The organism is Shewanella waksmanii ATCC BAA-643, from assembly GCF_000518805.1.
GTDB lineage: Bacteria > Pseudomonadota > Gammaproteobacteria > Enterobacterales > Shewanellaceae > Shewanella > Shewanella waksmanii.
This window is the reverse complement of the sequence record NZ_JAEH01000006.1, coordinates 143784-156366: the sequence shown is the minus strand read 5'-3', so window position 1 is coordinate 156366 and position 12583 is coordinate 143784. Positions and strand designations below refer to the sequence as shown.

Below are 12583 nucleotides of genomic sequence, written 5' to 3'. Positions count from 1 at the left end.
ATAGAGGCTAATTATAACACTGCCCTTGCACGGGCTAAACCGCCATCTACCGCAAAATTAATTGCTCCACATCTGCTATAGCTTGGCGAGGCCCCAACACCATACTGAGTTGCTGCAACGTCTGCTGAGCGGTGTGCTTGTAGGTGGTCAGCTTACCACCATACACAGAAAGTAAGCGTGGATGTGATGGCTTAATATGAAGTAAGGTTTCCCTTGATTGTGAGAATGCCTGGCTATCAAACGCTGGTAGCACTCGCACTCCACAAAACTGGCCGGAAACTTTCTCAACCAATTGCTGCTCACTCATATTCGCGGAAAAATAGTGACGGTAATTTGCCAATAAATACTGTTGCTCAGCAGCAGTAATACCTTTTTGCTCAATCGATGCTATTGGCGTCTCGGTGGTGCCTACCAAGGTTTTTCCGTGCCAAGGCATGACAAAAATAACCCGCTCATCAAAGATAGATTCAATATAGAAAACACCGGTCGGTGCGGCAATATCAAGAACTAAATGGCTCCCTTGTACTAGCGATAGTGGTGGTGGTTTTAAAGGCGGCGTCACCCGCGAAAGTAACTCAGTTACCCAAGGGCCCGCCGCATTAACGATCATTTGTGATCGTACTTGTTGGCGCTGTCCCTGGTGTTGATATTGCAAACTACAGCCATCAGCCAAATGCTCGATAGATAACACTTCAGCCTGACTCAATACCCTAGAGTCGAGCGATTGAGCACTGTTGATCACTGCCTGAGTTAGTGCTTTATCATCGGTTTGTGCATCCCAGTACTGAAAAACTCTATTGAGCCCCGACTGTTTCAGGCCACTTAATTTAGGCCACTTGGGCCGAGCAATCGTGGTAAAACGTCCCAACGGATCGAGCTCGCTAAGTAACGCGTAGGCACTAAGGCCCGCGGCAATGGTTAATGCGCCACGTCGACTATGCTGATAAATAGGAATGTAAAACTTAACCGGTTTAACAAGTGATGGCGCAAGCTTGAGGAGGCTTTGCCGTTCCCGCAAAGACTGACGCACTAAATCAATTTGGCCCGACTCTAGGTAACGAAGGCCACCATGAATGAGCTTGCTAGAATTGCGAGATGTTTGCCCGCCAAACTCGCCACGCTCTAGCAGTAGCGTGCGATAACCTGCCGCTTGGGCCGCTTGTGCGATACCCGCGCCATTGATGCCTCCGCCGATAACTACAATATCCAACAAAAGTTATCGCTCCTTATTTCATCCTTAAAACCAGCATATTGAAAACCAGCTGTAACGAGCTTTATTATCTAACCATTGTTGCTCATTTGATTGAGATGCTTCAATGCCTGTTCACACAGTTGTTTGAGCTGCAATAAATCTTGCGGTTCGCCACCGACTTGGCAGCGCATATTGGCGGGAATACTCAAGGCCTGCTCATGTAAGGCTTTTCCCGCCTTGGTAATATGTAGCACTCTGACACGCTCATCACTCTCGCAACGACCACGAATCACCAACCCCTTACCTTCAACTCTTTTAAGCAATGGCGTCAAGGTCCCTGAGTCTAAATAGAGCTGCTCACCTAAGGTTTTCACGCTAATACCTTGATTGCGCCATAACACCATCATTGCTAAATACTGAGGATAAGTTAGATCGATGGCATCAAGCAGCGGCCGATAGGCACGTATCATGGCGTTGGTTGCGCTGTATAAAGAAAAACACACTTGGTTTTCGAGTGCCAAAGGATCATTTGGGTTTTTATCGGTCATTTGATGATTCAATTAAATTGCACACAACTTATAACTATAATAACCTAAATTAAATTAATTCATAATATTTTTTAGCCTACTGTTTTTAAAGCCATTTTATTGTCACTTAGGTTAATCAGAGTATTTAACTGTATCTAATTGGTTGATATCGCAAGCAAACACCCTGTGTCTAGATTTTGGCGTAGAAACCTGTGAACAATTCCGCACTGTGTATTACCGGCAACAAGCTGTAAAGCTTATTGATTTTCCGTATTTATCGCTGTAAATTTGCGCATAACGAGTGCGGATGCACAGGATAATATTTGGATAGGGATGACGAAAAATGCGAATTACTTTGCTGCTACTGAGCTTTTTAGCAGGCCATGCTATCGCTCAATGTGACGAGCCTAGACACATGGCAGACATTCCCTACCCGCAAAATAGCTCTTATTTTAATAGCCAATACATCAGCCAACTGCAGGCAATATTGCAAGCACCAACTGACAGCGATGGATATCTGCTACTTGAGTTTCCTGTCACCAAAGTTCAGAAAGATGAAACAACCCGCCAATACAATATGTGGCTTGCGGAAAAACGCTTAACAAGAATCAAACAATTTCTTACTGACGCTGACTACCCACATCCGGTAATTACCCGCATATTAACTGCCAGTACTGAAGAGCTTCGCCAAGTCAGTATCAATTGGTGCGCGACATCTGATGCACCGCAATTAGCCAATACTCATCCCGTTAATATTCCGCAAAACCACTAGTAGTCGACGTTACCCCATAGGCCTGTTTGCTACAAATCTGCGACAACATTAATTAAGAGATTACTGTTTCGCAGAAAAGTTTCAAAAAATTATGGGTTATTAGTGGCAGTTAACAAATCAATTTTTATCGCGATTGAGTTAGCATTTTCGAAACATAATATTATCGCTGCAACGCTATAGCGGTAGAATATTGTTAAGAGAATACCGAGATCAGCCGATCTTACCTGCCCCCTAGGAGGGAAAATGTTGAGGACTATCCTGATTAGCCTAATGCTCATGTTTAGTATATTGAGCCCTTACGCTAACGCACAAAACCAGACCGATAACAACCCAATGTGGCATTACGTCAATGACCAAGGTGAGCTAAAAGTTAAGCTTTACTTTTTTTGGTCCGAAACCTGCCCCCACTGTGCCGAAGCCCACCCGTTCATTGACTCGTTACCAGAACATTACCCTTGGATTGAACTAGAAAGCCATTTAGTTTCAGCTGATCGCACCATGGACAAATGGCAACAGATCGCCGACGCCACTCAGGTACCCGCGCGCTCAGTCCCCTATATTGCAGCCTGTGACAGTGCTACGGTCGGTTACAGCAGCGAGGCTGTCACCGGTAAATACCTGTTAAATAAACTCAAGGCCTGTTACCGCTCCCTGGGCGGCACGATTGTTGAAAACGATCCTATTGGCTCCGCAGCCGGCTCAAGTGATGCACCGCTATTTGGCACCTGTAGTGAAAGTGCTGACGAAGGAACCTGCGATTTAGGCTTAGACAGTACCGCAGATGAGACTGCTATAAGCTCAGTGCAACCGGTAGAAATTCCACTTATTGGTGTCGTTGCACCGGAAAAGCTATCGTTACCTCTGTTAACCATAGTGCTTGCCGGTGTCGATGCCTTTAACCCATGCGCTTTCTTCGTTTTGCTATTTTTGCTGAGCATCATGGTTAATGCGAAAAGTCGAACTCGCATGCTGATTGTCGGCGGTATATTTGTATTTTTCTCCGGCTTTATTTATTTCCTCTTCATGATTGCTTGGCTCAACATATTCAAGTTGTTGGGCACGGGTAGTGATGGCGGAATAATCATCTTAGGGGCAGGAATTTTGGCGCTCATCGCCGGTGTGATCAATGTTAAAGACTACTTCTTCACCAAAGGGGAAGTCACACTGTCAATGTCTGCCGAAAACCGCACCGGATTGATTAAGCGTATGGGTAAGCTCACCAGCGCCAGTTCAATGGCTGCAATGATAGGCGGGACCATCGTATTGGCGATTCTAGCAAACGCTTACGAGCTGCTGTGCACCGCGGGTTTCCCGATGATCTATACCAGTGTGCTATCGATGCATGACCTGCCAGATATAGAGCGCTACATGTATCTAGTGTTCTACAATGTGGTCTATGTCATTCCGCTTGCCATCATCGTCATTGTGTTTAGCGCGACCTTGGGCAAACGAAAGTTAACTGAGAAAGAGGGCCAAACACTGAAGCTAATGTCGGGCATTATGATGATTGGCATGGGTATTATGCTAGCTATTGACCCCGTCTCTTTGCAAAACCCCGGGTTAGCGATTTCGCTTATTGCCGCATCTATCGGTCTAACCTTTATCATTACCTTTGTACGTAAGCGCATGAACAAGCTTAGTTCAAAGGCTAAATAGTAGAGTCAGCAGCTCATTAGCTAAGTCTTGAGCAGTAGGCCGCCTATAACATGGCGGCCTTTTTTGTTTACTAAACAACCAAAAAAATAACTGTAAAGTTTCGCTAAACAAGGCCGATAGTTATATAGTTAACCGAATAGTCATATGAAATGGGGTAGTAATGGCAATTACAATTGGTACAGCAAATTTAGATCCGAATCTAAGTAATGGCAGTGTGGGCGTAAAAGTCGCGCAACTGGCTAAAGATCAGCAACAAGCAGAAGGTGATATCGCCCTGCAGCTTATTGAAGCTGTTGATGCCGCACCACAAAGCGCCCCAGTGGGTAATAGTGGCCACAATATCAATACCAAAGCTTAAGCGATAAAATTCAATCGTATAGATTCTATCTAAGCCTCGCTAATCGCGGGGCTTTTTATTGCTCATCTACCACAAATTGATCTCTGCCAGCTTGCTTGGCTTGATACAGCATTTTGTCAGCATTAGCAGTAAAGTCAGTGGCACTCATGCCATTTCGCCACTGGCATACCCCTTGAGAAACGGTAACAAACTCGCCGTTCTCGGAGTCAGGATGGGGTAACTTCAATGCTGCAATATCTGCTTTAATATTGGCAGCAATTGCGCCAGCGCCGGCAATATCAGTCTCTGGCAACACAATAACAAACTCTTCGCCGCCATAACGCGCAGCCAGATCTCTTGGCCGCATGGCAGACTGCGCGAGCAATTGGCCTAACTGGCTTAAACACTCATCCCCAGCCTGATGACCTGCTTTGTCATTGAGCCTTTTAAAATAATCAACATCTAACATGATAAGGCTAAGCGGCCGATTATTTCGCTCGGTGACTTTGATTTCTTGCAATAAAATGTCATCAAAATGGCGACGATTGCTTAAATTGGTTAGCCCGTCAACCAAGGCCAAGCGCTTGAACTGTTGCAATAACTTCTTGTTTTCTAGATTCCGTAAGATGGATTGTACAAACCAGCTAGAAAATACTTGTTGGCCAGTATAGAGAATTACGGCAAAACAGAAAAACTTGGTTGCGGGGAAAATGAAATTATTAGGAATTTCATCAAGTCGAATCATCACATTGAACGCCATCAAAGGTAGTACCATCATCAACATTATGATTCGATTTGGGAATAGGGCTATTGCAAAGGTCAATATAAGAATATCAACGACTGACTCAATGCCTGCAATTGCTGCGGCTCCCGATGCATCAACTGTGGCTGCTTCGGCTAATCGGCTGATAATGATCAACCAAGCAAAGTTAAGTAGTACTAGATAACAAACTAGGAATGATCGCAGGTGTTTGTGACTAACAACATTAGAGAAAAAGATATGTCCTGCTAACCCAATTGCAAAAACTGGTGCGGTAAACAACATGGCTTCAATCAGGCTTATCACCGGCTCTGGATGGCTGTATATAGTGAGATAAATAGCCGCAATGAGAAAAAATGACAATAACGTCGCCCATTTGACTCCCATCACACTATAACTTAGGCGCTCTCGTTCAAGTAGTTGGTCTGCTGAAGGCAGCGGCGTATACATGTCACATTCCCTATTTTACCTGCTGATTTAATAAGGAATTATAGGGTACAGAAACAAAACAGCCAGCAAAATATTGCTGGCTATTTATCTTAGTGTACTGCGAGACTGATTAAACTATGCAGCTTGCTCTGCTTGTGGCACTTCATTGCGAATGAGGTAATCAAATGCCCCTAGTGACGCTGTCGCACCGCTGCCCATCGCAATTATAATTTGCTTATAGGCAGAGTTGGTGACATCACCGGCTGCAAACACACCAGCAATTGAGGTTTCACCTTTGTTATCTACAACAACTTCGCCTCGGCCATTCAACTCAAGCGTGTCAGTTAACCATTCCGCATTAGGAATTAGGCCTATCTGCACAAAAATACCCGCTAACTCCACATGGTGGCTTTCACCTGTCGCTCTATCAGTATAGTTAAGTCCATTGACTCGCTTACCGTCACCAGTGACTTCCGTCGTCATCGCTTGGGTGATGATATCAATATTACCCATTGAGGCCGCTTTACGCTGCAGTACTTCATCGGCACGCAGTTTCACATCGAACTCAAGCACTGTCACATGCTCAACGATATTAGCTAAATCAATTGCGGCTTCAATGCCCGAGTTACCACCACCAATAACCGCTACACGTTTGCCCTTAAATAGTGGCCCATCACAATGTGGACAATAAGCAACACCGCTACCACGATACTCTTTTTCACCTGGCACGTTCATCTCTCTCCAGCGTGCACCTGTCGCAATGAGTACCGTTTTACTGCGCACTTGAGCGCCACTTTCTAATGTAAGCTCAAACAGTTCACCAGACTTAAGGCTCAAGGCACGTTGATTGTCCATAATGTCGACATCATAATCATGCACATGGGCTTCTAAATTGGCGACTAACTTCGACCCCTCAGTCGACTTAACAGAAATGAAGTTTTCAATACCTACAGTTTCAGCAACTTGGCCGCCAAATTTATCGGCAACAATGCCAGTCCGTAAGCCCTTACGTGCCGCATAAATTGCGGCGCTCGCGCCTGCTGGACCACCGCCAATGACTAACACATCGAAGGCTTCTTTCTGGCTAATTTGTTCAGCTTGTCGGCCTGCGGCATTGACATCAAGCTTGTTTAAAATCTCTTGTACACTGATGGCGCCAACAGAGAAAGGTTCGCCATTGAGGTAAACAGATGGCACAGCCATAATGTTGCGCTCATTCACTTCATCTTGGAATAATGAACCATCAATCATCACATTGGTGATGTTAGGGTTTATCGCCGCCATCATGTTTAGTGCTTGCACCACTTCAGGGCAAGTTTGGCAACTTAGCGATACGTAAGTTTCAAATTGATATTGACCTGGCAAGGCGCGGATCTGTTCAATAACATCATCGGCAAGTTTAATCGGGTGTCCACCTGAATGCAGTAATGCCAATATCAATGAGGTAAATTCGTGTCCCATCGGTAAGCCAGCAAAACTAATTGCGGTTGCTTCGCTGGGGTTGCGCACGGTCATAGAAGGTGTACGAACACCCTGTGTTTGAGTGAGGCTAATATGCGTGCTCAATGAGTCTATATCTTTAGCTAAACCCAGTAGCTCTTGCGCCTTTGGACTGTCATCTGCTGATACGACAAGTTCAACTGGGCGTTTTAGGTTTTGCAGGTAGGTTTTCAGCTGAGTTTTTAGGTTCGTATCTAACATGGTGACTCCCGAAAATTCGATGAATAATAAAAATTTGGCAATAAAAAGGGTCCAGACCATGCAGGGGAAGCCCGGACCCTTATTTGGAGATGAATTTTAGGTAAAGCGCCGGAGATGGAGCTAACTTTACCTTTTAACTCTTAAGTAGAGTTTAGATTTTACCTACTAGGTCTAGTGATGGTGCTAGTGTTTCTTCACCTGGCTGCCATGCTGCTGGACATACTTCGCCGTCGTGAGTAGCAACATACTGTGCAGCTTGAATCTTACGAACTAGCTCTGATGCACTGCGACCAATACCCAGGTCATGTACTTCAGCAACTTTAATTTGACCTTCTGGGTTGATAACAAAAGTACCACGTAGTGCCAGACCATCTTCTTCAATCATCACACCGAAGTTACGGCTGATAGTACCGGTTGGGTCACCAATCATTGGATAGTTGATTTTACCGATAGTGTCTGAGCTATCGTGCCATGCTTTGTGAGTGAAGTGAGTATCTGTAGATACTGAGTACACTTCAACACCCATAGACTGTAGCTTTTCATAGTGGTCTGCCATGTCACCTAGCTCAGTAGGACATACAAACGTGAAGTCAGCTGGGTAGAAAAATACCACTGACCACTTACCTAGTAAGTCTTGCTCAGTTACTGGAGTGAAATCACCATTGTGATATGCAGTTGCTGAAAATGGCTTGATTTCTGTGTTGATGATTGATTGTGTCATGTGTTACTCCAATAGGGTTATTAACTAATTAAACAACATATACATCACGATGGTTTGGATGACTGCGTGTTGTCGATGTGAGAATAATAGCGCTACTGGATAATTAAATATAACGGGTAAATCCTATTATCCTAATCGGTTTTTCATATCAGAAATGACAAACTTGTAAAAAACCGATTAGCAATAGCTTGGCAATAGTGTGAGTGGGGAAATAACATTACTTACCAGCGAGTTAAGACCAGACATCAAAACGGGTCAATAATCGAGCAAGCGGAAAGTCTAGCTGTTGAGATAATTGTTGGGCTTTGTTTTTTAGACCGGAAATCGTCATCTGTTGATCGCGCTTGGTGGCAAAGATAACCCAATTGCCGCCGCCCGTTAAACACGCACTCACTTGGGCAAAATGCTGCTGCAATCTAGCAAGCAAAGCACGGTCTTGGCTATGCTCTTTCCAACAGTTAAGAACTAACACGCCTTCAGCTTTAAGCATCGCTGATGCGTCGGCAATAAATGCTGCAGATAACTGTTTATCATCAACGCCTTCAGCGCTATAGATATCGGCAAAAATGATATCCACTTTTTTATGTTGCTTAGCAGCAAGAAACTCGGCGGCATCCGCTTGTTCTATCGTGAGCTTTTTACTCATTGGCAACTGAAAGTAGCGCTTAGCAAGCTCAATCACCTGTGGACGCAATTCAACGGCAGTCATTTTAATTCCGGCGTCAAAGTGTTTTAGCGCGTGAATCAGCCCACCGCCACCCAAGCCTAACACCATGACGCGTTTCGGCTGTTGGAACAGTAACACCAGCAGCATTGCTTGCAGGTAAGTATGCTGTGGGATATGAGGTTGTAATTTAAGTAACTTACTTTGCTCGTCATTATCGCCAAAAGACAAAGTACGGGTTGTTTTTGAATCCAACACGATAAGCGGACCCAAAGCGTCACTTGATTCATAGAGAACTTGAAATTCAGACATAATCACTCCAGTTAAGTCTGCAGCATTATGCGCATTTGTAGACTCAGGTACAGCACTAATCACTCAGCCTGTGTGGCAACCAATCGATTTTGTCATTCACTGGTTCGCTAGATTGATGTGAATATCTAAGCCGTGTGGATAGGCACTGCAGTGGATGTGTTAGGCGGGCATAAGTCAATTATCGACCTAGCCCGTGCAGAGAAGCGGGATACAAGACTGCAAGTTTTTTCCCGCGGGCTGGGTCAAGTTAACGCAAGGTGCGTTGGAAAAAGCTCACGGCCTGCAGATACATTTGCAGTGCCAAAGCAGGATCGTAACGCTCTCCTTCATCACGCATAAACGCGTGCTGAGCATTGACCTCAAGCCAAGTAAAACGCCTTTTGGTCTGCTCAAGCTGGTTAAATATCAATTTGCGACCTTCAGCAGAAACATGCGGATCTTGTTTGCCAAACACCATGACTGATTCAGCCTCGATATCAGCAGTACGAGTTAACGAATCATTGCCTTCTTCGCAGGGAAGAGTATTAGAATGGATATCGGTGGCATATAAACAAAATGCCCCAAGTACATTACTGTTTAGCGCTGCTCGATATGCTAAATGCCCACCTATGCAAACTCCCATCACCCCAACATGTGGCGTACAGAACGTTTGTGCTTGGGCAAACTCGACTAATGCTTGGGTATCTGAATCATGGTGCTCTAATGGCTTGGTGAATTTATCGCTATTGCCTTTATCTTTGCCAGCATCATCATAGGCAAGTACGGTACCGATTGGATTTAGCTCATGAAACACCTCGGGCACTAACACAACAAATCCGTGACCAGCTAATATGCTCGCAGCGCGTGAAATTGGGGCGGTTTGCTGAAAAATCTCAGAATAAAAAATAATGGTAGAAAACTGACCTGTACAATCTGGGCGATACAAATAGGTACGCATCGTCCCGGTAGGCGTTGAAATATCATGAACTTCCTGTTTTACCATCATAGTGCGTGTTCCTTAATAATCAGACTACGGCTAATTTACCAGTCAACGCAACCGATGTCAGGTTATTCCACCGCAACACTGTCATCATTTGCTGAAACAATGATGTCGACAATTGCTGTACGCATTTGGGTTATACGCCGCTAGCCAATCGATTAATTCCTGAAGATATGATCTGACGCCACTGCAACACGATGGTAATCCTGCTAAGCTGCTAACAAATGTAAAAACTATCTTCACCATGGCTAAAAAAACTCTATCTGAAGCACAATTTTGGGCTCAGCGTTTAGGTAAAACCAGCTTACGCGCCATTCATATTCTCGGTGTTACTGGCGCAGGCGGTGGCATACTGCTACAGGTCCCCCAATCAGAATGGATATTTTATTGGTGCGCAGCCATGACAACAGGTAGCTTATTGATGCTATGGGAAATCATCCGCGACTGGCGCTGGTTAATCCAACTAAAAGGGGTATTGACCTTATTCAAGTTAGTGCTACTCACCCTATTCATTCCATTTGCCGAATATAAGCCAGAGATTCTAGTGGCTGTGTTATTGTTGTCTGTCATAGTATCCCACGGTCCCGCAGGGTTACGGCACTTTTCGGTAATACATGGAAGACGAATTGATGGAAGAAAAGAGATTAAAGGCTAGTCAAGCTTCAGCTCTAATCACTCAAAACAGCGTTAAGTTAGCACCAGGTACTAAGGTGCTGGACCTAGCCTGCGGCAGTGGTCGCAATGGGTTGTGGTTTGAGCAACAAGGCTGCCATGTAACCTACATGGACAGAAATCTCGATGGATTGCTTGAGCAGAAGCAGTCAAACGCCGGTACCCAATTCGAGTTAGTGGCTATTGATTTAGAAGATGGTAATAGCAATAAGCTGCCAACGGCTACATTTGATATTGTACTGGTGTTTAACTATTTACATCGGCCAATTCTTGACGATATAGCCAACAGTCTCAAACCGGGAGGCACGCTATACTACGAAACATTCATCAGCCAGCAAGCTGAAGTCGGCCGCCCCAAAAACCCTAATTTCCTGTTAAATCCACTAGAACTCCAAAATAGGTTTGCTCAATGGCACGCTTTCCACTATTTTGAAGGCAATGTAGGCACGCAATTAATTCCTTGTTATAAAGCTCAGTTAATTACTAAAAAGCCTACAATTTGATTTAGCCGCGGACATGAACAGAAGGAATTAGCCGTGTTTCCCTATCCAGAACAGTATCGTCTCGCCGCACCGCCATTAATCACCGCATTTATGGTGTTATGGACACTCATTACTCGCCCTTTACTTGGCGATGCTAGTCCGTTTGCACTCTATCCGTTGTTTATGTTGTTTCCGCTAGTTATCTTACTTCATCTACAACTTATTTGGCATGCAAAGGACGGAATGGATCGCCTCGATCAAGCGACCTACGCTCTCATACACCTGTGCCTATCATTTGTCGTATGGACCTTCGCGATTATGAACAGCAATGGCACCGCTTTTTCATAACTAAGCACGCCAATGCACTCCACATTTAAAAATCTAGAGTGAAGCTTGATTGATACAGATAAGTCGCCAATCGCTACATACATAAAAAAGGCCTACAAAAAAAGCACTGAGACAAAGTCACAGTGCTTTTCAATTCATCGTCAAAGCCACCTTTAATTGGCGCAATAACAGCTAAACCGCTTTAGGCACATCAGTAATAGAAGGTCTTCCCCTCGAATCGATGAACCTTGACATGTCATGTGCTCAAATGCGCTGAATCTGTAAACCACAGCAACAGATATCACCTCCCCAAACCAAGATGCCTTTATATAAATCACATCGTTACATGGGTAGGATGGTCATTGAAGCCAATGCTCAATAAAAAAAAGAGCATGCCCACTTAGGTGGCACGCCCTTGTCTGAAGGGAGATAAAAATATCCTGACTACATGTAAAACTAAAAGCCATACGCAACAATTAATTAAATATAGTCAAATTTTTAAAGCCATTTAAAGCAAGGATGGCAACGACAAATTTCACTCAAAATCTGTATTAACTAAATCCTAGTAGGTAAAAGATGTTTGTGGCTGATGAAGCTCACATTCAGGCCAAGGTTTACAATGTAATATTACAGGTCCATCATCTTTAGGAGAGTTTAAGCTAAACTTATCCTCCAATTGCTTGTGTATAAAGCTAGATGCCTCAACGTCTATATTCTCATCTAATGTAGCGACATGTTCCGGAGATGCATTCGCTGCAGAGAATACAAGAGCTAGCCCTGTGATTTTCAAAAAAACCATTATTGAATTAGTCATATTAACCTCTATTATTCTCTCTATTTTTAAGAATCTTTGCTACTGAAACAAATAAATAAAGCAAACATTCTGATTTAGTTAGCTTAGTTTTTCTCATCAATAAGGGACAAAAAATACAAAGCCATTAATGAATTTGGAGACAGGTTAATAAGTGCGACACTTATCAGCTTTTGGGGCTAGACAAAATTTCACTACAAACGATATTAGAGAGCTAGGAGCAATACTCTAATTTCAACAG

General features: G+C 44.1%; 14 protein-coding genes. 6 read left to right on the top strand and 8 right to left on the bottom strand.

Annotation, left to right across the window (positions count from 1 at the left end):
• Positions 1–46 precede the first annotated feature (46 nt).
• Together L865_RS0104425 and ohrR are read right to left on the bottom strand one after the other, a co-directional pair.
• Positions 47–1213, bottom strand: coding sequence for a glycerol-3-phosphate dehydrogenase/oxidase (locus tag L865_RS0104425; RefSeq protein WP_028772120.1), 1167 nt, complete (start codon positions 1211–1213; stop codon positions 47–49).
• A 68-nt stretch (positions 1214–1281) separates the two neighbouring features.
• The gene (gene ohrR / locus L865_RS0104420; protein WP_051484436.1) at positions 1282–1740 is read right to left on the bottom strand and encodes a transcriptional regulator OhrR; all 459 of its coding nucleotides are present in this window, start codon (positions 1738–1740) and stop codon (positions 1282–1284) included.
• Positions 1741–2062: 322 nt separating this feature from the next.
• Between ohrR and L865_RS23125 the strand changes: the two genes are divergently transcribed.
• From L865_RS23125 to L865_RS0104405, 3 genes are all read left to right on the top strand, one after another.
• Positions 2063–2491 carry a hypothetical protein gene (locus tag L865_RS23125; RefSeq protein WP_051484435.1) on the top strand — a complete coding sequence of 143 codons (429 nt, stop codon included), beginning with the start codon at positions 2063–2065 and terminating at the stop codon, positions 2489–2491.
• Positions 2492–2734: 243 nt separating this feature from the next.
• Positions 2735–4147 (top strand): TlpA family protein disulfide reductase, encoded by a 1413-nt coding sequence (locus tag L865_RS0104410; RefSeq protein WP_028772118.1) that lies wholly within the window; start codon positions 2735–2737, stop codon positions 4145–4147.
• Positions 4148–4307: 160 nt separating this feature from the next.
• Positions 4308–4505 carry a hypothetical protein gene (locus L865_RS0104405; protein ID WP_028772117.1) on the top strand — a complete coding sequence of 66 codons (198 nt, stop codon included), beginning with the start codon at positions 4308–4310 and terminating at the stop codon, positions 4503–4505.
• A 55-nt stretch (positions 4506–4560) separates the two neighbouring features.
• Here L865_RS0104405 and L865_RS0104400 read toward each other — a convergent pair whose 3' ends face one another.
• The 5 genes from L865_RS0104400 to L865_RS0104380 all read right to left on the bottom strand — a co-directional run bounded on the left by L865_RS0104400 (position 4561) and on the right by L865_RS0104380 (position 10056).
• A complete protein-coding gene (locus L865_RS0104400) occupies positions 4561–5694 on the bottom strand; it encodes a GGDEF domain-containing protein (protein WP_028772116.1) in 1134 nt (377 codons plus the stop codon).
• 114 nt (positions 5695–5808) lie between these two features.
• Positions 5809–7374, bottom strand: a complete 1566-nt coding sequence (gene ahpF / locus L865_RS0104395) for an alkyl hydroperoxide reductase subunit F (protein WP_028772115.1) — start codon at positions 7372–7374, stop codon at positions 5809–5811.
• A gap of 151 nt (positions 7375–7525) precedes the next feature.
• Entirely contained in the window at positions 7526–8095 is a 570-nt protein-coding gene (ahpC, locus tag L865_RS0104390) for an alkyl hydroperoxide reductase subunit C (protein WP_028772114.1), read from the bottom strand.
• Positions 8096–8327: 232 nt separating this feature from the next.
• Entirely contained in the window at positions 8328–9071 is a 744-nt protein-coding gene (locus L865_RS0104385; RefSeq protein ID WP_028772113.1) for a spermidine synthase, read from the bottom strand.
• Between the two features lie 247 nt (positions 9072–9318).
• Positions 9319–10056 carry a dienelactone hydrolase family protein gene (locus tag L865_RS0104380; protein ID WP_028772112.1) on the bottom strand — a complete coding sequence of 246 codons (738 nt, stop codon included), beginning with the start codon at positions 10054–10056 and terminating at the stop codon, positions 9319–9321.
• Between the two features lie 238 nt (positions 10057–10294).
• Here L865_RS0104380 and L865_RS0104375 point away from each other — a divergent pair, with 238 nt between their 5' ends.
• The 3 genes from L865_RS0104375 to L865_RS0104365 are packed head-to-tail and all read left to right on the top strand — an operon-like array spanning position 10295 to position 11552.
• Complete coding sequence (locus tag L865_RS0104375; protein ID WP_028772111.1) at positions 10295–10705, top strand: hypothetical protein; 411 nt, start codon at positions 10295–10297, stop codon at positions 10703–10705.
• Entirely contained in the window at positions 10665–11225 is a 561-nt protein-coding gene (locus L865_RS0104370) for a class I SAM-dependent methyltransferase (protein WP_245608390.1), read from the top strand. Before L865_RS0104375 ends, L865_RS0104370 begins: the two co-directional genes overlap by 41 nt.
• Positions 11226–11258: 33 nt before the next feature.
• Positions 11259–11552, top strand: coding sequence for a hypothetical protein (locus L865_RS0104365; RefSeq protein WP_028772109.1), 294 nt, complete (start codon positions 11259–11261; stop codon positions 11550–11552).
• 541 nt (positions 11553–12093) lie between these two features.
• On the opposite strand, the gene L865_RS0104360 is transcribed toward L865_RS0104365, so the two are convergent.
• Positions 12094–12345, bottom strand: coding sequence for a hypothetical protein (locus L865_RS0104360; protein ID WP_028772108.1), 252 nt, complete (start codon positions 12343–12345; stop codon positions 12094–12096).
• Positions 12346–12583: the final 238 nt, after the last annotated feature.